Genomic DNA, 21,921 nt, shown 5'->3' with positions numbered 1-21,921 from the left:
GTCATCCGCAAACCCACGCACCAAATGACGCGTCAGCGGCTTCGTTCAATCCCCTTCGATTCCGTCAAATCAGGAACCGCTCTAGTGCTCCCGCAGGTCTCCAATATGCTTCCGCCGCATGGCGTTGCGCATCGGCTAAACAAACGAAGCCCGCGCCTCTGGCGGAGGGCGCGGGCCGATCGGGTTGCACCCGATCTGCAGCAGAATCCTGGGAGGTTCCCGCTGCTTAAGATAACAATTAGAGACTTCTAATGTTCCGCGCCAGGGGAAGATGCCGCTGCACCAGAAATCTGATGATGGTCGGCGCGATGATGATCGAGCCGTCAGTTCGTGCGCAAGTCGATCTGGAAAATCCGCTCGTCGAAGTGCCGCGTTTCAACGGCAAAGGTCAAAGCCACTTCAAGGACCAGACCGCCACGGTCGTCCCGGACCTTGACTGCAATCCTGCGATGAGGAAGGCCATCCCTGGCCATCTCGGCCAATGTGCGAAGGGCTTCTTTCCTGACCAGCGGGAGATCGTCATATAACGTTCCCTGATCGTCGGAATAGACGATTCCGTCTTCATCGGAATCGAAGAAGTAGCGGGGCATTGCGCTTGGCCGAAGCGGCGGCATCCGGGCACGTTGTCGATAGCTGGCCGGATCTCGGCCGATCGCGATCAGCGCCTCTCCACCGTTGGCTTCACCGCCAGCTCACTTGCGCTCGCGCAATGCCTTCACCGCCTGCGAGAGGATCATCCGGTCGCCACCGGTCCTTTTGATCAGCTTGCTCACCTGGCTGGGCGAAACACCATTTTCCCGCGCGAAATGTTCGACCTCATAATATTCATCCGCCGAAACGCGATTGCGGTCGCTGAAGTCTCGCTTGCTCTTGTCATCGGCCATTTCCGCTCTCCTCGCCCCTTCTCTTCGCTTCAGGGGGGTCAACTTTGGTGCACACAGCAATTTGAGGGTTCGCCCGCCACAAAGTGACGCGCGAACCCTTATCGGCGCAGGAAGGGACAGGGCTGCGCAGATGCCGGGTTCGATCGGAATGGAAACAGCCAGGACCGGTGCGAGCAACCGTCGACCTTTTCCATGGAATCCTCCCGGAATGTGCAGCCAGCAACGGCTAGGTGCCGCGGCGGTTCCGGGTCACGCGGCAAACCCACCCTTTGCGCGCAAGGATCAGACTTAGGTCCTGCGGCGACACGTCGGTTGGTCCCTGCCGGGCGGGACCGAAGCCCCGTCGACGGAACGTTTTCAGCTGCCTTCCGTTCGAATGAGCCTTGGCGCGAAGAGCGGACCGAGTTCGCAAAGGAGACGACCATGAGAATGCATCTTTCCACCGCGGTGGCGGGTTTTTTGCTGCTGGCAGGCATCGGCGCCGCTGCGGCGCAAGACGTTGTCATCGAACCGCAGCAGGAAACGGTCATCAAGGAGTATGTGAAAAAGCAGCCGCTGGCCTCGGTGAAAATCCCTGGGGTGGAGCTCAACATCGGCTCGACGCTCCCCGATACCGTCGAGCTTCATGAAGTCCCCAGCGTCAAATACCGCTATGTCATCGTCGACAATCGCACCGTCGTCGTCGACCCAGCCCCGCCCAATAGCGACAACAAAATCGATTCCCGTCAACGTGCGGGCCCCCGGCGCCCGCCGCTCGCAATTCCGCGGCGGGCGACGTATGCGTTAGGCGGTTCCTCGGCGTCGTCGCTCAGCAGGAACCCGCCGTACCGTCGAGGGCCGGGGGGCCTCACAGGCAGTTTCAATGCGAACAATCAGCAGACTTTTTGATTCCCATGACCAGGCGGCGCGAGCCGTCGAAGCACTTCAGGCGGCAGGGATCGCCCGCCACGAAATCAGTGTCATCGGACCCTATGATGACGAAATCGGCGCCGTCTTGCGCGGTCCAGGCAGCGGTGCCGCCCTCGGCGCGGCGGCGGGTTTGTTGGCCGGCCTCGGCGCCTTCGATATCCCCGGCATCGATCCCCTCGGCGCGGGATGGCTGGCATCGGCCCTCGTCGGTGCAGCCTTGGGCTGCGTTGCCGACAGACTTTTCGGGACATCGCCCGGTATCCGCAAGCAGCCAGGCCAGCCGGATGCCGCACAAGGTGTGATCCTGGTGCTGGCGCATGTCGATGAAAGGCAGGCCGACGCCGCACAGGCGGTGCTTGGGGCTTCCGTTCAGGCAACGCAGTCTTTGGCCAGGGCGGCATGAAGATTCAGCTCGGGCAAAGCGCTTGACCAGGCCGCGCAGCGGGCGGCGATCCAAGCGCGAATTCAAAAATCTCTGGCAAGCCGCCGCCAGAAAGTGTTGAACACCGTGCCGATCACATTCGGCGAGCGGTTGCGCTCGGCGAGGCTTGATGATTTGCTGTCGGTTTGCGGAGAACGAATAATGCATGAGCCTGTCGGTCAAGACGAATATGGGTCGACCAGCCCGTTCGATCCGGACGATCTGTCGAGGTTGAACGCAATCGGCCCGAGCGCCGGCAGCAACGATTTCGAAAAATACGCAGTCGCCGTGATCATCGTGTTCGGCGCCCTGATCATCGGTGGCCTGATGGCTGCCGGCTTGAGCTTCGGGCGCCGCAGCACCTTCTTTTTCGCGCTTGGTGGCGCCACCGCGGCGTGGATATCCGGCAATGCGCTTCTGCTCGACCGGCCGCGCATCTACGCGCTGTTCGTCGGCATCGCGGCGCTGATGCTGATAGCGTCGACGATCGCGCTGGTCACCTGAAGCAAGGCGCAATCTTCTTGTTGACCATGATCTTATCCGAAAACCGGTTCCCACTTTTGGGGTTTAATACCCGATAGCCTTGCCGGCTGCGGCGCGGCTGTCGATGGCGCCGTTGTAGCGGGCGCCGCCACCCTTCTCGATTTCCGCCAGGCTCTTGCCGCCGACCAGGATGCCGGCCGCCTGGCCCCAGGTCGTGTCGGCAAGATCGAGGCGGTAGCCCATGCCGGTAAGCAGCTTTTCGGTATCGGGCGACAGGCCGAAAGGTTCGATATAGACCGTGTCGGGCAACCATTGGTGATGGATGCGCGGTGCGTCGATGGCCTCCTGGATGTTCATGCCGTGGTCGACGACGTTGACGATCGCCTCCAGCGTGATGGTGATGATGCGTGAACCGCCGGGGCTGCCGATGACCATGAACGGCTTGCCGTCTTTGGCGAGGATAGTCGGGCTCATCGACGACAGCGGCGTCTTTTTCGGCGCGATCGCATTCGCCTCGCCCTGGACCAGGCCATAGAGATTGGGCACGCCGGGTTTCTGGGTGAAATCGTCCATCTCGTTGTTGAGCAGGATGCCGGTGCCGGCGGCGACCACGCCGGCACCGAAAGAGCCGTTCAGCGTGTAGGTTACCGCGACGGCATTGCCGTGTCGATGATCGAAAAATGCGTCGTCTCGTTGCTCTCGCCAAAGCCCTTCGGCATCAATTCCTGCGAGACGCCGGCCCGGAACGGATCGATCTTTTCGCGAATTTCCCTGGCGTAATTCTTGTCGAGCAGTTTTGCGACCGGATTGTCGATGAAACCGGGATCGCCGAGCGCCGAATTGCGGTCGACATAGGCGTGGCGCATCGCCTCGACCATGACGTGAACCGTCTCGGCCGAACCGGCGCCGAGATAGGACAACGGATAGAACTCAAGCACGTTGAGGATCTCGCAGATGATGACGCCGCCGGAGCTCGGCGGCGGCGAGGAAATGATCTCGTAGCCGCGATAATTGCAGGTCGCCGGCTTGAGCTCGCGCACCGCATAGTTTTCGAAATCAGCCCTGGCCAGAATGCCGCCCTTCTCGCCACTCGCTTTGACGATGGCGTCGGCGGTCGCGCCTTTGTAGAAGGCATCCGCCCCGCGTTCGGAAATGGCGGCAAGCGAAGCCGCGACATCGGGCTGAACAAGGCGCTCGCCGACAGCATAAGGCTTGCCGTCCGGCTTGAGGAAAATGGCCGCCGCCGCTGGGTCCCTCGCCAACCGCTCCGCGCCGCCCTGGAGCGAGGCCGCATCGCCCTGCTCCAGCACGAAGCCTTCCTTGGCAAAGCGGATGGCCGGCGCCAGCAAGTCCTGCCGCGACAGCGTGCCGTATTTCTCCCGCGCCATCTCGAAACCAGCGACCGAGCCCGGCACGCCGACCGCCAGATAGCCGTCGAGACTGGCGCCTTTTACCGGCTTGCCGTCCTTGTCGAGATACATGGTTTTGGTCGCGGCCAGCGGCGCGCGCTCGCGAAAATCGAGGAAGGTCGAGCGGCCGTCCTTGAAGCGGATGGTCATGAAGCCGCCACCGCCGATATTGCCGGCGGTCGGATAGACCACGGCCAGCGCATAGCCGACCCCGACCGCGGCATCGACCGCGTTGCCGCCCTGCTTCAGCACCTCGACGCCGACCTCAGACGCAAGATGCTGGGCGGTCACCACCATGCCGTGCTCGCCCTTCGCCGGCTGCGGCGAGGCGGCATAGGCGAGGAAGGGTACGAAGGTCAGGGTGAGGGAAAGGCTGACGGCGATTAGGGTTCGGCGGGTGTTGTGCATGGCCGTTCTCCGAGGCGTGGGGGTGTGCCTAGGAAACGCGCTTGGAGCGGTTGAGTCTACTGCGAAGATCGAAAGAATCGGGAGGGTTCGCACGCCTGTGCCGGTTCGCCTCGCAACCGCCGTTGCAATCTTCGGCGACTGCAACGGCATGGATCCTAGGGTCTCCGCTACGTCGCTGCGCTCCTGCTCCGCCCTAGGATGACGAAGGGAGGGAGAGATCGGCTAATCCCGAAAGTTTGCGATTTGCCAGCAGCCGCCAGCCTGCAACGTTTGCCATTGCCATCAGCCGCCAATCCCCAATATCTGCGATTAGCTGTAGGCCCTCACGCCTTCGTCATCCTAGGGCGGAGCAGGAGCGAAGCGACGTCGCGGAGACCCTAGGATCCATGCCGTTACTTCTGAGCGCCGCAGCGTTGGAAACAAGGCCACGCTTCATCGCGGCTCTCAGAATTTTCACGTTACAGCAATTTTGTTCTTGCTTTGTGCCGGCAGCTATGCTACTAATTTCGGTATGGTGCTAATTGGCTCCAACGACCCGCCCTTCGTGGCGGGTTTTCATTTTCACCAACATCAAACAATCCCGCCGCCGACGCTCGCCACGGCCGGCCGTTCCGCTGCAACCTTCGCCCGGTAGCCCGCGGCGCGGTAGGCGGCGACCGGATCGATGGCGCCGCCGGTCTTCAGCCGCGCCATGGCAAGGATCGGCTCGACGTCGGTGCGATAGGCTGTCTTCAGCGTTTGCGTCGCCATCAGCGCGTCATTGGCGTCCTGGAAGCCTTCGAGCGCCTTGCGGTCGACCAGCAGCGCCTGGGCATAGGCGCGCTGCACCTCGACCGCCGACAACATCAGGCTTTCTATCGGATCGGTGACGTTATGGCTCTGGTCGAGCATGTGGGCCGGATCGAACCCTTCGGCACCGGCAAGCTCGGCATCGACCAGTTCATTGAAGACGAGGAACAGCCGGTAGGGATCGATCGAGCCGGCGTCGAGATCGTCGTCGCCATATTTCGAATCGTTGAAATGGAAGCCGCCAAGTTTCTTGAACTGGATCAGTCGCGACACGATCATCTCGATGTTGACGTTGGGGGCGTGATGGCCAAGGTCGACCAGACAGAACGCCTTGTCGCCAAGCTCTTTGGCGATGATGTAGTTGGTGCCCCAATCCTGCACGACGGTCGAATAGAAGGCCGGCTCGTACATCTTGTGCTCGGTGAACAGTTTCCAGTCATCCGGCAGCCCGGCATAGATCGCCCTCATGGCGTCGAGATAACGCTCGAACGCCTTGGCGAAATTGACCTGGCCGGGAAAATTCGAGCCGTCGCCGATCCACACCGTCAGCGCTTTGGAGCCCAGCGTCCTGCCGATCTCGATGCATTCGAGATTGTGCTCGACCGCCTGCCGGCGTGTTGCTGCATCGGCATGCGACAGCGAGCCGAATTTATAGGAGAGTTTTTGGTCCCTGGCGTCGGAGAAGGTGTTGGAGTTGACGGCGTCGAAGCCGAGGCCGAAGCGGGATGCCGCCTGCTTCAGCCGGTTCGGATCGGCCTTGTCCCAGGGAATATGCAGCGAGACGGTCGGCGTCGCCTGCGTCAATTGCCGGATGACGGCGCAGTCCTCGATCTTGTCGAAAATGTCACGCGGCTCTCCGGCGCCGGGAAAGCGGGCAAAGCGGGTGCCGCCGGTGCCGACGCCCCAGGACGGGATGGCGACGGCGAATTTCTCGACCTTGTCGCGGATGGCGTCGATGGCGATGCCGCGGCGGTCGAGGCGCTCGCCGAGAGACTCGTAGTCGCGTCTGAGGTCGGCATCGCGCGCGGCATTGTGCCTATCGACGAGGTCGGCGGAGATGATGGTTTCGGACATGGTGGTTTCCTCCCAATTTGCGTTGGTCGGCGCTGCCCCTCACCCTTACCCTCTCCCCGTAAAAAACAAGGGGGAGAGGGGGATCACCTGCGTTGTAGCGCTTCCCTTCTCCCCGTCACCATACGGGGAGAAGGTGCCGGCAGGCGGATGAGGGGCAGCGCAACCCTCAAAGACGGTCGCTTATCGCGTAAAACTCTGTGCGTTGCCGGCGTCGACGTTGATGATGTTGCCGGTCGATTTGGCCGACATATCGGAGGCGAAGAAATAGATCGCCTCGGCGATGTCTTCGGGGAACACCGACCGCTTCAGCATCGAACGCGAGCGGTAGTGCTCCTCGAGATCGTCGGTCGACATCTTGTAGGCGGCGGCGCGCTGTTCCTTCCATTCGCCGCTCCAGATCTTCGAGCCGCGCAGCACAGCGTCGGGGTTGACGACATTGACCCTGATCTGCGCTTCCGCGCCTTCCAGCGCTAGGCAGCGTGCCAGGTGGATTTCGGCGGCCTTGGCAGTGCAATAGGCGGCGGCGTTTGGCGATGCGGCAAGCCCATTCTTGGAGGCGACGAAGACGACGTTGCCGCCGATCTTCTGCGCCCGAAACAGCCGGAACGCCTCCCGCGAAACCAGGAAATAGCCGGTCGACAGGATGTCCATGTTCTTGTTCCACAGCGTCAGCGTGGTGTCCTCGATCGGCGCCGAGGAGGCCAGGCCGGCATTGGAGACCAGAATATCGATGCCGCCGAATTCGACCGCCGTTTCGGCAAAGCCGGAGATCACCTGATCCTCGGACGTGACGTTGATGACTACGGGCCGCACGAAATCCTTGCCATAGGCCTTGGCAAGCTCGTCATTGGCGCTGGCAAGGGCTGCTTCGTCGATATCGGCCAGCACGACGCACGCGCCCTCGCGCAGCAGCCGGTTGGCGGTGGCCCGGCCGATGCCGCCGGCGCCGCCGGTGACCAGCGCAATCTGGCCGGCAAGAGCCTTTGGTTTCGGCAGGCGCTGCAGCTTTGCCTCTTCGAGCAGCCAGTATTCGATGTCGAAGGCTTCCTGGTCGGGCAGGCCGACATAGGTCGAGACCGTCGAGGCACCGCGCATGACGTTGATCGCGTTGACGTAGAATTCGCCCGATATGCGCGCCGTCGCCTTGTCGCCGGCGAAGGTGAACATGCCAACGCCGGGCATCAGATAGACGACGGCGTTCGGATCGCGCACCGGTGGCGAATCCGCGTGCTTGCAGCGGTCATAATAGGCCTGATAGCCGACGCGATACTCCGCCACATCATCGGCAAGACGGGCAATGACGGCATCGACGTCGGGATTTTGGGGGTCGAACTCGATGACCAGCGGCCGGATCTTGGTGCGCAGGAAGTGGTCCGGGCACGACGTGCCGAGTGCCGCCAGCGGCCGCAAATCCCTGGAATTGACGAATTCGAGCACGGCAGGGGAATCGTCGAAATGGCCGAGCTTGTGGCTGTTCTCCGAGATCAGGCCACGGATCCTCGGCATCAGTTTTGCGGCCACGACGCGACGCGCAGGCGCATCGAGGGATTTGACGACTTCGCCGCCGAAAATCGGCTTGCCCTGGCTCTTGCGCTCGAACCAGTCGATCGCCTGGTTGATCACCGAGATCGTCGTCTCGTAGCATTCCTTCGGCGTGTCGCCCCAGCTGAACAGGCCATGACTGGCCAATACGACACCCTTGGCTTCGGGGTTTTCGCGGCAGAATTTCTCCAGCCACAGGCCGAGCTCGAAGCCCGGACGTTTCCATGGCAGCCAGCCGATCGTGTCGCCGAAGATCTCCTTGGTCAGCGCCTGCGAATCCTTGGCGGCGGCAATGGCGATGATGGCATCGGGATGCATATGGTCGACATAAGGCTTCGGCACGAAGGCATGCAGCGGCGTGTCGATGGAAGCCGCGCGCGGGTTGAGGTTGAAGGTGCAATGGGGCAGATAGCCGACCATCTCGTCTTCATGTTCGAGGCCGCGATAGAGACCTTTCAGCGCGCGCAATTTGTCCATGTAGAGCGTGGCGAAGCCGTCGAGCTTGATCGAGGCGCTGTCGCCGCCCGAGCCCTTGACCCACAGCACTTCCACGCTCTCGCCGGTGAGCGGATCGTTTTGCCAGATCTTGGAGGAGGTGTTGCCGCCGCCATAATTGGTGACGCGCTTGTCGGAGCCAAGAACATTCGAGCGATAGACCAGACGTTCGGGCTCGCTCATTGCTTGCGCTTTTGCGTCATCCCAAAGATTGGCGAGGCGCGTGCCGGAGCGCTTGTCGAGCATAGGTATCCTCCCTTTGGGACACGCAAACGGCGCGGGTCCCTTTTGTACGAATTTCTACGCAAGCGGCGGCCTTGTCAATCACAAACGATCAATATCAGTCATATTGCATTGCACAATGAAATTATCTGATCGGAAATGATTGACACTGCGCGCTTTGGGTGACTAGATGCTCCGGCAGGGAGGAACCATGCACGAGAAAGAGCGCCACAGGATCATTCTGTCCGCCGTCCAGGAAAAGCCTGTGGTGACGGTGCAGGAGATGGTCGACCTGACGGAGTCGTCGGAGGCGACGATCCGGCGCGACATCGCGGCATTGCATGTGCAAAAACGGCTGCGCCGGGTGCGCGGCGGCGCCGAGGCGCTTTCACCGCCGCAGTTCATCGGCCTTGCCGGCCGGCCCTTTTCCGTCAACGAGACCATCAACGCTTCGCAGAAGCGGGCAATCGCGCGGGAAGCCGTGGATCTGTGCAAGGACGGCGAGCCGATCATCATCAATGGCGGCACCACCACCTTCCAGATGGTGCATTTCCTGACCGGCCGCCGCATGCCGATCTTCACCAATTCCTTCCCGATCGCGGAGCACTTGCTCAGGCACTCCAAGAACACGGTGATGCTGTCGGGCGGCACCATCTACCGCGAGCAGAACATCATCCTGTCGCCGTTCGACAATGACGTGACGCGCAATTTCTACGCGCGCCGCATGTTCATGGGCGCGCAAGGGCTGGGGCCGCTCGGTCTTATGGAAGGCGATCCGCTGCTGATCCAGGCCGAGCAGAAACTGATCGACCAGGCAGACGAATTGGTGGTGCTGGTCGATTCCTCGAAGTTCCGCAAACGCTCGAGCCTGATCCTGTGCGGCCTGTCGCGCATCGCCACGGTGATCACCGACGACGCCATCGAGGATCGCGAAGCCAAGATGCTGGAGACCGCCGGCGTGACGCTGATCATCGCCCGCACAACGGCAACCAACAAGGAAGAATCTTCGCTGCAGGCCTGAGAACCACTCACGCCCGCAGCGGCGATGGAATGCAACGCTCAAGGGAGGATATTCGATGAGCTTTCTGAAGAAATTGATGGTTACGGCGGCGTTCTCCGCCGCCATGTTCGTGAATGCCGCCTACGCCGAAAACGTCAAGATCGCGCTGGTGGTGAAGTCGCTCGGCAACGGCTTCTTCGACGCCGCCAACAAGGGCGCCGAAGAGGCGGCCAAGGAGCTCGGCGATGTCGACATCATCTACACCGGCCCAACCAAGGCGACCGCCGAAGCGCAGATCGAAGTGGTCAATTCGCTGATCGCCCAGAAGGTCAATGCCATCGCCATTTCGGCGAACGACGCCGACGCGCTGGTGCCAGTGCTGAAGAAGGCGATGCAGCGCGGCATTACCGTCATCTCGTGGGATTCAGGCGTCGCGCCGGAAGGACGCCAGCTTCACCTCAACCCCTCCGATACCAACCTGATCGGTGAGACCATCATCAAGCTGGCCGCCGACTACCTGCCGGAAGGCGGCGATGTCGCCATCCTGTCGGCTTCTTCGACCGCGACCAACCAGAATGCCTGGATCGACGCGGCCAAGAAGGTGCTGCCGGAGAAGTTCCCCAAGATCAAGCTCGTCGCCACCGTCTATGGCGACGACGACTCGGCCAAGAGCACGGACGAAGCCAAGGGCCTGCTGAAGTCCTATCCGAACCTCAAGGCGATCATCGCACCGACCACGGTCGGCGTCGTTGCCGCCGCGCAGGTGGTGACCGATGAAGGCCTGATCGGCAAGGTCAACGTCACCGGCCTGGCGCTGCCGTCGGAGTTCAAGAAGTTCATCGACAATGGCGCCAGCCAGGCGGTTGCGCTGTGGAACCCGATCGATCTCGGCTACTCCGCCGTCTACCTCGCCCACGACCTGGCGGTGAAGAAGGAAGAGGCCAAGCCCGGTGCTACGCTGTCGATCGGCCGCGTCGGCAAGGTCACGCTCGACGACACCAACTCGGCTGCGATGGCTCCGCCCTTCCAGTTCGACAAGTCGAACATCGAAAAGTTCTCCAAGATCTATTGATCCTGGGACCTTCGAAAGGGTGCGGCGGGGCTCAGGTTCCGCCGCGCTTTCAAACGAACCTTGCTACAGGGCTTGATACGATCATGGACACGACAGCCCGGCACGAAGTGGCACATGAAGCGCCTTTGTCATCCGGACCGCGCCTGACGCTGTCCGGCATCTCGAAAAGCTTTCCCGGCGTGCGGGCGCTGCACAATGTCGGCCTGTCGCTCTATCCCGGCCAGGTAACCGCGCTGATCGGCGAAAACGGCGCCGGCAAGTCGACGCTGGTCAAGATCATGACCGGCATCTACCAGCCGGATGCTGGCACGATCAGCATCGACGGCCAGCCGGCCATACTGCCCAGCGCCCACGCCGCGTTCGGGCATGGCATCACCGCCATCCACCAGGAAACCGTGCTGTTCGACGACCTGACGGTGGCCGAAAACATCTTCCTCGGCCATGCGCCGCGCACGCGTTTCAAAACCATCGACTGGCGCACCATGCGCAAGAATGCCCGCGAGGTGCTCGACACGATGGGCGCCGGCCATATCGACGCCGACGCCAGGCTGAAGGATCTCGGCATTGCCAACAAGCACCTAGTCGCGGTTGCCCGCGCCATGTCCATCGACGCGCGGATCGTCATCATGGACGAGCCGACGGCAGCGCTTTCGATGAAGGAGATCGAAGAGCTTTTCCTGCTGATCGAATTCCTCAAGAGCGACGGCAAGGCGATCCTGTTCATCAGCCACAAATTCGATGAGATCTACCGCATCGCCGACCGCTATACCGTGTTCCGCGACGGCGAAATGGTCGGCGAAGGCCTGATCAAGGACGCCGGCCAGAGCCAGATCGTGCGCATGATGGTCGGCCGCTCGGTCGATCACATCTTTCCGCAGCGCAAGGCCGAGATCGGCGCGCCGGTGCTGGCCGTCTCCGGCCTGTCGCACCCGACCGAGTTCGACGACATAGGCTTCGAGCTGCGCAGGGGCGAAATCCTCGGCTTCTACGGCCTTGTCGGCGCCGGGCGCAGCGAGGTGATGCAGGCGATATCAGGCATCACCCGCACCAGCGGCGGCACGATCACGCTGGAGGGTAAGGCAATCGCGCCGAAATCGGCGGCGGATTCGATCGACGCCGGCATCGTCTATGTGCCGGAGGAGCGCGGCAAGCAAGGCGTGGTGATCGGCCTGCCGATCTTCCAGAATGTCTCGCTGCCCTCGCTCAAACGGACATCCAAGTCCGGCATATTGCGGCTGGCCGAAGAGTTCGCGCTGGCCCGCTCCTACACCGAGCGGCTCGATCTGCGCGCCTCCTCGCTCAGCCAGGACGTCGGCACGCTATCGGGCGGCAACCAGCAGAAGATCGTCATCGCCAAATGGCTGGCGACCGCGCCCAAGGTGATCATCCTGGACGAGCCGACCAAGGGCATCGACATCGGCTCGAAGGCGGCCGTGCACGGCTTCATGGCCGAGCTCGTCGCGCAAGGCCTGTCGGTGATCATGGTGTCGTCCGAATTGCCGGAAATCCTCGGCATGTCGGACCGCGTCGTCGTTATGCGCGAGGGCCGCATTGCCGCGGTCTACGACAATAAAGGGCTCGACGCCGAAACCTTGGTCAGGACGGCAGCGGGGATCGCGGCATGAAGGCTCTTCTCAAACATCGCGAGGTCTGGCTGCTGGCGGCAATCGTCGTGCTGATCGGGCTGATCTCCACGCGGTTTCCAGGTTTTGCCGATCCGGCCAACCTGCGCCAGGTGTTCAACGACACGTCGATCCTGATGATCCTGGCGCTCGGCCAGATGGTCGTCATCCTGACCCGCTCGATCGACCTGTCGATGGCTTCAAATCTCTGCTTCACCGGCATGGTGGTGGCAATGCTGAACGCCGCTCATCCGGCGATCCCGATCCCGCTGCTGATCGTCATCGCACTGCTGGTCGGCCTGGTGCTCGGCGCCATCAACGGCCTGCTGGTATGGCGGCTGAACATTCCCTCGATCGTGGTAACGCTCGGCACCCTCACCATCTACCGCGGCGCCACGTTCGTCATTTCAGGCGGCGCCTGGGTCAACGCCGACCAGATGAGCGCTGATTTCATCGGGTTGCAGCGCGCGGCTTTCCTCGGCATTCCGGTACTGTCGTGGATCGCCCTGCTGGTTATTGCACTGTTCTTCCTCGTGATGACTCGCACCGCGCTCGGCCGCTCGATCTATGCCATTGGCGTCAACCCGACAGCATCGGTCTATGCCGGCATCGATGTCGGCCGGACGAAATTCATCGTCTTCTGCATCTCGGGGATGATCGGCGGCCTCTGCGGCTATCTGTGGATCTCGCGCTACGTCATCGCCTCGGTCGAGGTCGCTAACGGCTATGAGCTCAATATCATCGCCGCCTGCGTCATCGGCGGCATTTCGATTGCCGGCGGCATCGGTTCGGTCGGCGGCGCGGTGCTCGGCGCGCTGTTCCTCGGCATCATCTCCAACGCGCTGCCGGTGATCAACATCTCACCGTTCTGGCAGATGGCGATTTCAGGCAGCGCCATCATCCTGGCCGTGGTGCTCAACGCGCGCGGCGAACGCCGGCAAGGCCGCATCATCCTCAAGAAGGCGGAAGCGGCATGACCGACACCCCTGCCCCACGCCATATTCCCGACCGGCTCGACAAGCCGCTGACGTCGGCGATCTTCTCATGGGAGGCGCTGCTGGTCGTCGTGGCGGTTGCCATCTTTGCCGTCAACAGCTTTGCCTCGCCCTATTTCCTCGACGCGTGGTCGCTGTCGGACCTGACCTTCAACTTCACGGAAAAGGCGCTGATCGCGCTGGCCATGGCGCTGCTGATCATCTCCGGCGAAATCGACCTGTCGGTGGCCGCCATCATCGCGCTGGCGTCAACAATGATGGGCATGGCGGTGCAGGCCGGCGCCGGCATGCCTGAACTGGTGGCAATCGGCCTCGTCGTCGGGCTCGGCTGCGGCGCCTTCAACGGACTGCTCGTCACCAGGCTCGGCTTGCCGTCGATCGTCGTCACCATCGGCACGATGAGCCTGTTTCGCGGCATTGCCTTCATCATCCTGGGCGACCAGGCCTACAAGGGCTATCCCGCGAGCTTCGCCTTCTTCGGCCAGGGCTATGTCTGGTGGGTGGTGTCGTTCGAACTGACGCTTTTCCTGATCGCGGCAGTCGTCTACTGGTTCCTTCTGCACCGGACGAGCTTCGGCCGCCGGGTCTTTGCCATCGGCAACAACCCGGTCGCGGCGCAGTTTTCCGGCGTACGCGTCGGCCGTATCAAATTCATCCTGTTTTGCCTGACCGGCCTGATGGCGGGCATCGCCTCGGTGCTGATCACATCGCGGCTCGGCTCGACCCGGCCGTCCATCGCACAGGGCTACGAGCTGGAAGTCATCACCATGGTGGTGCTCGGCGGCGTCAGCATCCTGGGCGGCGCCGGCAGCATTCTGGGTGTGGTGCTGGCCGCCTTCATCATGGGACTGGTGACCTTCGGCCTCGGCCTGCTCAACGTGCCGGGGATCGTTATGTCGATCTTCATCGGCCTGCTGCTGATCATCGTCATCGCGCTGCCGATCCTGTGGCGGCGAGTACGGCGGGAGCGCTTTGCCTGATGCCGGAGAAATACGCGTTCAAGATGAAGCTCAATCCGGGCATGAAGGCCGAATACAAGAGGCGCCACGACGACATCTGGCCGTCGCTGGTCGCGCTGCTCAAGCAGGCCGGTATCTCCGATTACTCGATCCATCTCGACGAAGAGACCAACACCTTGTTCGGCGTGCTGTGGCGCCGTGACGACCATGGCATGGACGAATTGCCGAAGCATCCGGTGATGCAGCGTTGGTGGGCCGAGATGGCGGACATCATGGAGACCAAGCCGAACAACGAGCCGGTGGCGGTGCCGCTGGAAACAATGTTCCATATGGAATGACCCGCCACGTCGCCGTCATCGATATCGGCAAGACCAACGCCAAGGTGGCGCTGGTCGATCTTGCCGCGGCAAGCGAAGTCGCGCTGCGCAGGATGGTGAACGAGCCGGTTCGGCAAGGCCCGTACCCGCACCATGACGTCGAGCGGTTATGGGCGTTTATCCTTGGCAGCCTGGCCGAGATCGATCGCGAGCAGCGCATCGATGCGATATCGATCACCACCCATGGCGCTACGGGCGTGCTGGTCGACGCATCAGGCGAACTGGCGCTGCCGGTGCTCGACTACGAATTCGACGGGCCGGATGCCCTTGCCGGGGACTATGACACGATCCGTCCGGCGTTCTCCGAGACCGGCACGCCGCGCCTGCCGGCCGGCCTCAATCTCGGCGCGCAGCTGTTCTGGCAGCAGAAGCGCTTTCCGGCGGATTTCGCCAGAACCGCCGCGATCCTGATGTATCCGCAATACTGGGCCTTGCGCCTGACCGGCGTCGCCGCCAGCGAGGTGACTTCGCTCGGCTGCCACACCGATCTGTGGAACCCGTGGAAAGCGGATTTTTCGTCGCTGGTCGACCGGCTGCAATGGCGCCGGCTAATGGCGCCGGTGCGGCAGGCCAAGGACCGCTTGGGCCCGATCCTGCCCGCTCTCGCGCGGCAAACCGGCCTCGACCCGCAAACGCCGGTGTTTTGCGGCCTGCACGATTCCAACGCCTCGCTGCTGCCGCATCTCCTGTCCGACAGACCGCCTTTCTCCGTGGTCTCGACCGGCACCTGGGTGGTGTCGATGGCAGTCGGCGGCAACAAGATCGCGCTCGACCCGGCACGCGATACGCTGGTCAATGTCAACGCGCTCGGCGATCCCGTGCCCTCGGCGCGCTTCATGGGTGGCCGCGAGTTTTCCGTGCTGACCGAGGGCCAATCGGAGAACTGGACGGAAGACGATGTTGCCACGGTGCTAGCGCGCAAGACGTCCCTATTGCCCTCGACCCAACAGGGTTCGGGGCCGTTTCCGCATCATACCGCATCATGGCTTAACGCGGACGGTATGAGCGTCGGCCAGCGCTTTGTCGCCATCTCGTTCTACCTGGCGCTGATGACCGCGACCTGCCTCGACCTGATCGGCGCGGACGGTCCCACCATCGTCGAAGGACCCTTCGCCCGCAACCGGCTGTTCACCCGCATGCTGGCTGCGGCGGCGGCGCGCGCCGTCATTGCCTCCGAGGCTGCGACAGGCACCAGCATCGGCGCCGCCTTGCTGGCGTCGGACCAGGGGACACCGCAAGGCAGAGGCGAAAGGACCGAACCGTCGGCCGATCCACTCTGGACCAGTTACGTGCGCTCCTGGCGTTCGGCGGTCGACGAACGAGCCTGACCGCCGAGCTCATGGCGCCCTGATGTCCGGAGATGCCTAGCCCACGTAGAGCAATCCTTGCGGATCGATCTCCGGCTTGCGGCCGGCGACCACGTCAGCAAGGAATTTTCCCGAACCGCAGGCCATGGTCCAGCCGAGATGGCCGTGGCCGGTGTCGAGGTAGAGATTGTCGTACCGCGCCCGTCCGATGACCGGCACGGAGTTCGGCATCATCGGGCGAAGTCCAGCCCAGAGCTCAGCCTTGCTCTCGTCGAAAGCGCCGGGGAACAGGTCCTTGCCGGTGTTCAGGATCGAGTTGAAATCGCGTGGCTTGAACGTGCGGTCGAACCCGGTGAACTCCGCCGTCGAGGACATCCGCAGCCGATTTCCCAGCCTGGAATAGCCGATCAGCCGGTCCTCGTCGGCGCCACCCATGATCGGCCCCTTGTTTTCATCTTCCAGCGGAACAGTCACGGTATAGCCCTTCACGGGATAGACGGGCAGATCGATGCCGTAGCGGCGGCCGAGCAGACCGCTCTCCGGCCCCATGGAAATGACCACCGCGTCACCGGCCACCGGGCCGGCCGAGGTCATCACGGCGCGCACCCGGTCGCCGTCGATGTCGAGGCCTTCGACCGTGGTGCCGTAGAGGAATTGGACGCCGAGTTTCTCGGCAGCATAGGCAGCGAGGCGCTGCGTGAATTGGCTGGAGTCGCCGGTCTGGTCGATCGGCGAATAGACGCCGCCGGCTATCTTGTCCTTGGCGCCGGCAAGGCCGGGCTCGAGCTCGACCAGCCGGTCGCGGCCGACGATCTCGATCGGCAGGCCGTGTTCGCCGAGATAGCGATAATTGTCGGTGCCGGTATCGAAGCTCTGCTGCGAGCGGAAGAAATAGAGAATGCCTTTCTTGCGCTCGTCATAGTGGATGCCGGTTTCGGCCGAGACGGCGTTGATGCAGTCGCGCGAATAGAGCGCCAGACGAAGCTTGACGTCGGTGTTGGCGCGCATGCGCTTATGCGTGCACTGGCGCAGGAAGCGCAGGCTCCAGGCGAAAAAATACGGATCGAAGCGCAGCCGCACCTTGATGCCGAGATCGTGGTTGTAGAGGCCGCGCAGGAACGTCTTCAGCGCGCCTGGCGAGGCCCAGGCGGTGGCGTCTCCGGGCGACACCAGGCCGGCATTCGACCGGCTGGTGCCGCGTGCCGCCGCCGGATGGCGCTCGATCACCGTCACCTCATGGCCGTCGCTGGCCAGATAATAGGCCGCCGCCGTACCGACGACGCCGGCCCCAAGCACCAGGATTTTCATTCCGCCCTCAGCGCGCTGAGCCAACCTTTGCGGAGAGCCCTTCTTCACCCCAGAGCCGAATTCTTGCTGGTCAGGATGCGCTCCCAGGCAAGCGCATCGGCAACGATCTGGTCGAGGTTGTCGCGCTGCGGGGTCCAGCCGAGCTCGCCGCGCGCCAGCTCCGAATTGGCGACGACCGCGGCGGCGTCGCCGGCGCGGCGATCGCCCATCCGCACGTCGAAATCATGGCCGAAGACGCGGCGGACGCTGTCGATGACCTCGAGCACCGAATAGCCGTGGCTGTAACCACAATTGGCGACCAGGCTCGATCCGCCGGCACGCAGCCGCTGAAGCGCCAACCGATGCGCCGCCGCCAGGTCGCTGACGTGGATATAGTCGCGCATGCAGGTACCGTCCGGCGTCGGATAGTCGGTGCCGAACACCTGCATGAAGGGGCGCTTGCCGAGCGCCGTCTCGCAAGCGACCTTGATCAGATGCGTGGCACCGGGCGTCGATTGGCCGGTGCGGCCCTTCGGATCGGCGCCGGCGACGTTGAAATAGCGCAGCGCCGTATAGCGCAACCCATGGGCAATCGCCGCGTCGCGCAGCATCCATTCGCTCATCAGCTTGGACAGGCCATAGGGCGATTCCGGCGCAAGCCGGGCATCCTCGCGCACCGGCTCCAGGCCGGCGCCGCCATAGACGGCGGCGGTCGAGGAAAAGATGAAATTGGGCACGCCTTCGCGCACCGCGGTCTCGATCAAGGTGCGCGTCTTGCAGGTGTTGTTCTCGTAATAGGCAAGCGGGTCGGCGACCGATTCGGGGACCACGATCGAGCCGGCGAAATGGATGATCGCGTCGACCTTATTGTCGCGAATGATCGAGGCGACCAGTTCCCTGTCGGCGACGTCGCCGACGACGAGCTTTGCTTCCGGGGCGACCGCCCATTCAAAGCCGGTGGAAAGCCGGTCGAGGACGACGACGTTGTCGCCCGTGTCCAGCAATTCCCAGACCATATGGCTACCGATATAGCCGGCACCGCCTGTCACCAAAACCGTCATCCGCATCCTCGCTATTCATGATTTGTCGGAACTGTCTCAATCGTCGCCGTACTGGAAAATCTGCCGCCAGGCCATTAAAACCTGCGGTAACCAGTCTCATCGGCGCGTGGCATTGTCCTGAAACAAGATTGATCCACATCAAGGGAATAGGCCACGTTCCGTGGTCGTTAGGAACAGGCTCGGGGCGTGGCATTTTGACCAAAAAGGCCAGGTGGACGATGAATGGGCCAATGACTATGATCCCGCGCAAAACTGGGAAGGCGACATGAATTACCAGCGGTTTTTCGAGGAAGCGATCGACCAGCTCCATGCGGAGCGTCGCTACCGCGTCTTCGCCGACCTTGAGCGTATCGTCGGGAAATTCCCGCGCGCCATCTGGCGCGCCAATGGCCGCGCCGAGGAAATCACCGTCTGGTGCTCCAACGACTATCTCGGCATGGGCCAGCATCCCGACGTCATTGCCGCGTTCCAGAAGGCGGCAGGCAAGATGGGGTCGGGGGCCGGCGGCACCCGCAACATTTCCGGCACCAGCAACCCGCTGGTCGAGCTCGAACTGGAGCTGGCCGACCTGCACGACAAGGAAGCCGCACTGGTTTTCACCTCCGGCTTCGTTTCCAACGAGGCGTCGATCTCGACCATTGCAAAGCTGCTTCCCAATTGCCTGATCATCTCGGACGAGCTCAACCACGCTTCGATGATCGAGGGCGTGCGGCGCTCAGGCGCCGAGAAGAAGATCTTCCGCCATAACGACGTCGCGCATCTCGAAAGCCTGCTGCAGACGGCCGGCCGCGAGCGCGCCAAGCTGATTGTCTTCGAGAGCGTCTATTCGATGGACGGCGACATCGCGCCGATCAAGCAGATCGTCGATCTCGCCGAGCGCTACAACGCCATGACCTACATCGACGAGGTCCACGCCGTCGGCATGTACGGGCCGCGCGGCGGCGGCATCACCGAGCGCGAAGGGCTGGCCGACCGCATCGACATCATCGAGGGCACGCTGGCCAAGGCGTTCGGTACGCTTGGCGGCTACATCGCCGGCAACACTGCGGTGATCGACGCGGTGCGCTCCTATGCGCCGGGCTTCATCTTCACCACGGCGTTGCCGCCGGCGATCGCCGCCGCGGCAACCACCTCGATCCGCCATCTCAAGCGCTCGCAGGCCGAGCGCGATGCGCAGCTGCGTCAGGCGACACGGACCAAGCAAGTGCTGGCCGCGGCCGGCCTGCCGGTGATGGAGTCGCCTACCCACATCGTGCCCCTTCTGGTCGGCGATCCCGAGCTCTGCAAGATGGCCAGCGACCGCCTGCTCGGTGTGCACGGCATCTATATCCAGCCGATCAACTATCCGACGGTGCCGCGCGGCACCGAGCGGCTGCGCATCACGCCTACACCGTTCCATTCGGACGCGTTGATTGCGTCCCTGCAGGACGCGCTGGTCGAGACATGGGATGCGTTGGGGATTCCCTACGGTTCGGCGGGCCGACCGTCGGTCGCCAAGAGCGACCGCGTCATTCCGCTGCTGGTGCCGAAGTCGGGCGGCTGAAGCCCGTTTGAAACTCTACTGCGGCGGCCATCTGACGCGGCTTTCTGCGCTTCCGGTGCTCACGGACCGAAATGTCCGCTGCGCTCCGGTTCTCGAAACCCACGCCAGCTGACTCGCCGGAGCGAGTTTCAACTTGGGGCTTCGAGGCAGCTCACATACTCTTCATCCATTTCGCCAGCCGGTGTGCGGCTTCCTCGAGCTGGTCGAGGCGGCGGTGGAAGCACAGCCTGAGGAAGGCTTCGCCGCCGGGGCCGAAGGCGGTGCCGGGAGCCAGGCCGACATTGGCGCGGTCGACCATGTCGAAGGCGGCGGCACGGGAATCGGTGATGCCGTCGACCGCGAAGAACAGATAGAATGCGCCCTGCGGCACGGTGAACCGCGCCCTTCCGGTTTCGGCGAGAATGCCGCAGACCAGGTCGCGCGCCGCCCTCGCCCGCTCCACCTGCTCGACGATGAAGGCGTCGCCCTCATCGAGGGCAACGACGGCGCCGCGCTGCATGAACTGCGCAACGCCGGACGTCGAATACTGGACCAGGTTCTCGAACACCTGCTGCAAGGCGGGATGAATCTTGATCCAGCCGATGCGCCAGCCGGTCATCGCCCAGTTCTTGGAGAAGGAATTGACGAACAGGATGCGGTCCTCATCGGCCATGATGTCGATGAAGGACGCCGCCCGGCCGTGGCCGTAATGAAACAGCGAATAGATCTCGTCGGCGATGATCCACAGGCCCCTTTCGCGGGCAAGATCGAGGATCGCCTGCAGCGTCTCCTTGTCGGCGGTCCAGCCGGTCGGGTTGGACGGCGTGTTGACGAACAGCGCCTTGGTCCGCGGCGTGATCGCGGCTGCGATCTTGTCAACATCGCAAGACCAGCCATTGCCAGACTGGTCGAGCGTGACCGCGACCGGAACGGCGCCGGCGACGCCGGCGGCGGCGGCGAAGTTCGGCCATGCCGGCGACAGGTAGACGAGTTCGTCGCCGTTGCCGGCCACCGCATCGATGGCCATCTGGATGGCATGCATGCCGGAGCCGGTGACGATGAATTCCTCGTTGGCGAAAGTCTTGCCGAAATGCCTGGTGTAGTAGCGGGCGAGCGCCTGCCTGAGTTCGGGAATGCCCCGCTGCCAGGTGTAGAAGGTCTCGCCGCCGGCGAGTGCCTTGGCGGCGGCATCGGTGATGAAGGCAGGCGTCGGCAGGTCGCCCTCGCCGGCCCAGAGCGGGATCATGCCGTCGCGGCCGCGGCCACGGTTCATGACTGCGACAATGCCGCTTTCAGGCGCCGCCCGCGCTTCGGCGCGCAGAGTATCGATCAGGGTCATGGATGGGTCCGTTTTCGTTTGCTCGACTGCTAGCGTGTTTCAGGGCGGACGAAAACAGAAAACCCCGGCCGCAGGCGACCGGGGTTTTGGTCCAGAAAGTTGCCGCAGGCGCTATTTTCTGGCGAGGAGATCGCGAATTTCGGTGAGCAGCGCGACGTCGGCCGGTGGCGGAGCGGCCGGGGCAGCTGGCTTCTCACGCTCTAGCCGTTTGCGCAGATTGTTCACCGCCTTGACCATCAGGAAGATGATGAAGGCGAGAATGAGAAAATTCAGCGCCACGGTGATGAAACTGCCATACGCAAAGACCGCGCCCTGTTTCTTTGCCTCAGCCAGCGATGTGGCGTTAACGGCCGAGGACAAGGGCAGAAAATAGTTGTTGAAGTCCAATCCGCCCAAAATCGCCCCGATGACCGGCATGATGATGTCGTCGACCAGCGAGGTGACGATCTTGCTGAAGGCAGCGCCAATGATGACGGCGACGGCCAGGTCCATCACATTGCCCCTGGAAATGAATTCCTGAAATTCTTTCAGCATTCGACCCTCCTTGTCCTGACCGGCCGTGCTGCCGTCCACGCCTCGGCATCGACCGGCCGGCAGAATAGCAAAAACCTGCGGTTGCGACAGGCGCAAAGACGTGTTTCCCCGGCCTGGATTGCGCGAAGCCACAGCCATAATGCGCCGAAAGCCGCGATGGACTCGGTCGCCAAGCTGTGATTGCGTCTGCAAGGCCGGATGAAAAAGCCG

General features: G+C 62.9%; 18 protein-coding genes and 2 pseudogenes. 10 read left to right on the top strand and 10 right to left on the bottom strand.

Annotation, left to right across the window (positions count from 1 at the left end; translation table 11 throughout):
* Window positions 1–323: 323 nt before the first annotated feature.
* A complete protein-coding gene (locus tag NKJ55_RS03520) occupies window positions 324–590 on the bottom strand; it encodes a DUF6894 family protein (RefSeq protein ID WP_352448669.1) in 267 nt (88 codons plus the stop codon).
* Window positions 591–692: 102 nt separating this feature from the next.
* Window positions 693–884, bottom strand: a complete 192-nt coding sequence (locus NKJ55_RS03515) for a DUF3606 domain-containing protein (RefSeq protein ID WP_352448668.1) — start codon at window positions 882–884, stop codon at window positions 693–695.
* 423 nt (window positions 885–1,307) lie between these two features.
* On the opposite strand from NKJ55_RS03515, the pseudogene NKJ55_RS03510 reads away from it, so the two are divergent.
* Window positions 1,308–1,574: pseudogene (locus NKJ55_RS03510) on the top strand (DUF1236 domain-containing protein); the annotation flags it as partial.
* A 169-nt stretch (window positions 1,575–1,743) separates the two neighbouring features.
* Here NKJ55_RS03510 and NKJ55_RS03505 read toward each other — a convergent pair.
* Window positions 1,744–2,382, bottom strand: a complete 639-nt coding sequence (locus NKJ55_RS03505) for a hypothetical protein (RefSeq protein ID WP_352448667.1) — start codon at window positions 2,380–2,382, stop codon at window positions 1,744–1,746.
* Between NKJ55_RS03505 and NKJ55_RS03500 the strand changes: the two genes are divergently transcribed.
* Window positions 2,377–2,718: a hypothetical protein gene (locus NKJ55_RS03500; protein WP_292663955.1), complete on the top strand. Its 342-nt coding sequence runs from the start codon at window positions 2,377–2,379 to the stop codon at window positions 2,716–2,718. The two genes, NKJ55_RS03505 and NKJ55_RS03500, sit on opposite strands and share 6 nt — an antisense overlap.
* Window positions 2,719–2,781: 63 nt before the next feature.
* On the opposite strand, the pseudogene ggt reads toward NKJ55_RS03500, so the two are convergent.
* The 3 genes and pseudogenes from ggt to NKJ55_RS03485 form a co-directional block, all read right to left on the bottom strand.
* Window positions 2,782–4,514, bottom strand: a pseudogene (gene ggt / locus NKJ55_RS03495) (gamma-glutamyltransferase).
* 570 nt (window positions 4,515–5,084) lie between these two features.
* Entirely contained in the window at window positions 5,085–6,377 is a 1,293-nt protein-coding gene (gene rhaI, locus NKJ55_RS03490; RefSeq protein ID WP_352448666.1) for an L-rhamnose catabolism isomerase, read from the bottom strand.
* Window positions 6,378–6,557: 180 nt separating this feature from the next.
* Window positions 6,558–8,660, bottom strand: coding sequence for a bifunctional rhamnulose-1-phosphate aldolase/short-chain dehydrogenase (locus NKJ55_RS03485; RefSeq protein ID WP_352448665.1), 2,103 nt, complete (start codon window positions 8,658–8,660; stop codon window positions 6,558–6,560).
* 187 nt (window positions 8,661–8,847) lie between these two features.
* On the opposite strand from NKJ55_RS03485, the gene NKJ55_RS03480 reads away from it, so the two are divergent.
* The 7 genes from NKJ55_RS03480 (at window position 8,848) to NKJ55_RS03450 (ending at window position 15,989) form a co-directional block, all read left to right on the top strand.
* Window positions 8,848–9,657: a DeoR/GlpR family DNA-binding transcription regulator gene (locus NKJ55_RS03480; protein WP_023677380.1), complete on the top strand. Its 810-nt coding sequence runs from the start codon at window positions 8,848–8,850 to the stop codon at window positions 9,655–9,657.
* Window positions 9,658–9,712: 55 nt separating this feature from the next.
* Window positions 9,713–10,708: a rhamnose ABC transporter substrate-binding protein gene (gene rhaS, locus NKJ55_RS03475; RefSeq protein ID WP_352448664.1), complete on the top strand. Its 996-nt coding sequence runs from the start codon at window positions 9,713–9,715 to the stop codon at window positions 10,706–10,708.
* Between the two features lie 83 nt (window positions 10,709–10,791).
* Window positions 10,792–12,333, top strand: a complete 1,542-nt coding sequence (locus NKJ55_RS03470; protein ID WP_352448663.1) for a sugar ABC transporter ATP-binding protein — start codon at window positions 10,792–10,794, stop codon at window positions 12,331–12,333.
* A complete protein-coding gene (locus tag NKJ55_RS03465) occupies window positions 12,330–13,307 on the top strand; it encodes an ABC transporter permease (protein WP_352448662.1) in 978 nt (325 codons plus the stop codon). The genes NKJ55_RS03470 and NKJ55_RS03465 overlap by 4 nt, the downstream gene beginning before the upstream one ends.
* Window positions 13,304–14,305 carry an ABC transporter permease gene (locus tag NKJ55_RS03460; protein ID WP_352448661.1) on the top strand — a complete coding sequence of 334 codons (1,002 nt, stop codon included), beginning with the start codon at window positions 13,304–13,306 and terminating at the stop codon, window positions 14,303–14,305. Before NKJ55_RS03465 ends, NKJ55_RS03460 begins: the two co-directional genes overlap by 4 nt.
* Complete coding sequence (gene rhaM, locus NKJ55_RS03455) at window positions 14,305–14,622, top strand: L-rhamnose mutarotase (protein WP_352448660.1); 318 nt, start codon at window positions 14,305–14,307, stop codon at window positions 14,620–14,622. The genes NKJ55_RS03460 and rhaM overlap by 1 nt, the downstream gene beginning before the upstream one ends.
* A complete protein-coding gene (locus tag NKJ55_RS03450) occupies window positions 14,619–15,989 on the top strand; it encodes an FGGY-family carbohydrate kinase (protein ID WP_352448659.1) in 1,371 nt (456 codons plus the stop codon). Before rhaM ends, NKJ55_RS03450 begins: the two co-directional genes overlap by 4 nt.
* Window positions 15,990–16,025: 36 nt before the next feature.
* Here the strand turns inward: NKJ55_RS03450 and NKJ55_RS03445 are convergent, their stop codons facing one another.
* Both NKJ55_RS03445 and galE read right to left on the bottom strand, forming a co-directional pair.
* Entirely contained in the window at window positions 16,026–17,276 is a 1,251-nt protein-coding gene (locus tag NKJ55_RS03445; RefSeq protein ID WP_352448658.1) for a D-amino acid dehydrogenase, read from the bottom strand.
* Between the two features lie 44 nt (window positions 17,277–17,320).
* The gene (gene galE / locus NKJ55_RS03440; protein ID WP_352448657.1) at window positions 17,321–18,316 is read right to left on the bottom strand and encodes a UDP-glucose 4-epimerase GalE; all 996 of its coding nucleotides are present in this window, start codon (window positions 18,314–18,316) and stop codon (window positions 17,321–17,323) included.
* Window positions 18,317–18,581: 265 nt separating this feature from the next.
* Here galE and hemA point away from each other — a divergent pair, with 265 nt between their 5' ends.
* Window positions 18,582–19,859, top strand: a complete 1,278-nt coding sequence (hemA, locus tag NKJ55_RS03435; RefSeq protein ID WP_352448656.1) for a 5-aminolevulinate synthase — start codon at window positions 18,582–18,584, stop codon at window positions 19,857–19,859.
* Window positions 19,860–20,010: 151 nt separating this feature from the next.
* On the opposite strand, the gene NKJ55_RS03430 is transcribed toward hemA, so the two are convergent.
* Window positions 20,011–21,177 (bottom strand): pyridoxal phosphate-dependent aminotransferase, encoded by a 1,167-nt coding sequence (locus tag NKJ55_RS03430; RefSeq protein WP_352448655.1) that lies wholly within the window; start codon window positions 21,175–21,177, stop codon window positions 20,011–20,013.
* Window positions 21,178–21,288: 111 nt separating this feature from the next.
* Window positions 21,289–21,711, bottom strand: coding sequence for a large conductance mechanosensitive channel protein MscL (mscL, locus tag NKJ55_RS03425; protein WP_352448684.1), 423 nt, complete (start codon window positions 21,709–21,711; stop codon window positions 21,289–21,291).
* Window positions 21,712–21,921 lie beyond the last annotated feature (210 nt).

The sequence above is a fragment of the Mesorhizobium sp. M0106 genome (genome assembly GCF_040322715.1).
GTDB lineage: Bacteria > Pseudomonadota > Alphaproteobacteria > Rhizobiales > Rhizobiaceae > Mesorhizobium.
The sequence above is the reverse complement of the archived record's forward strand: the minus strand, read 5'-3'. Positions and strand labels throughout refer to the sequence as shown.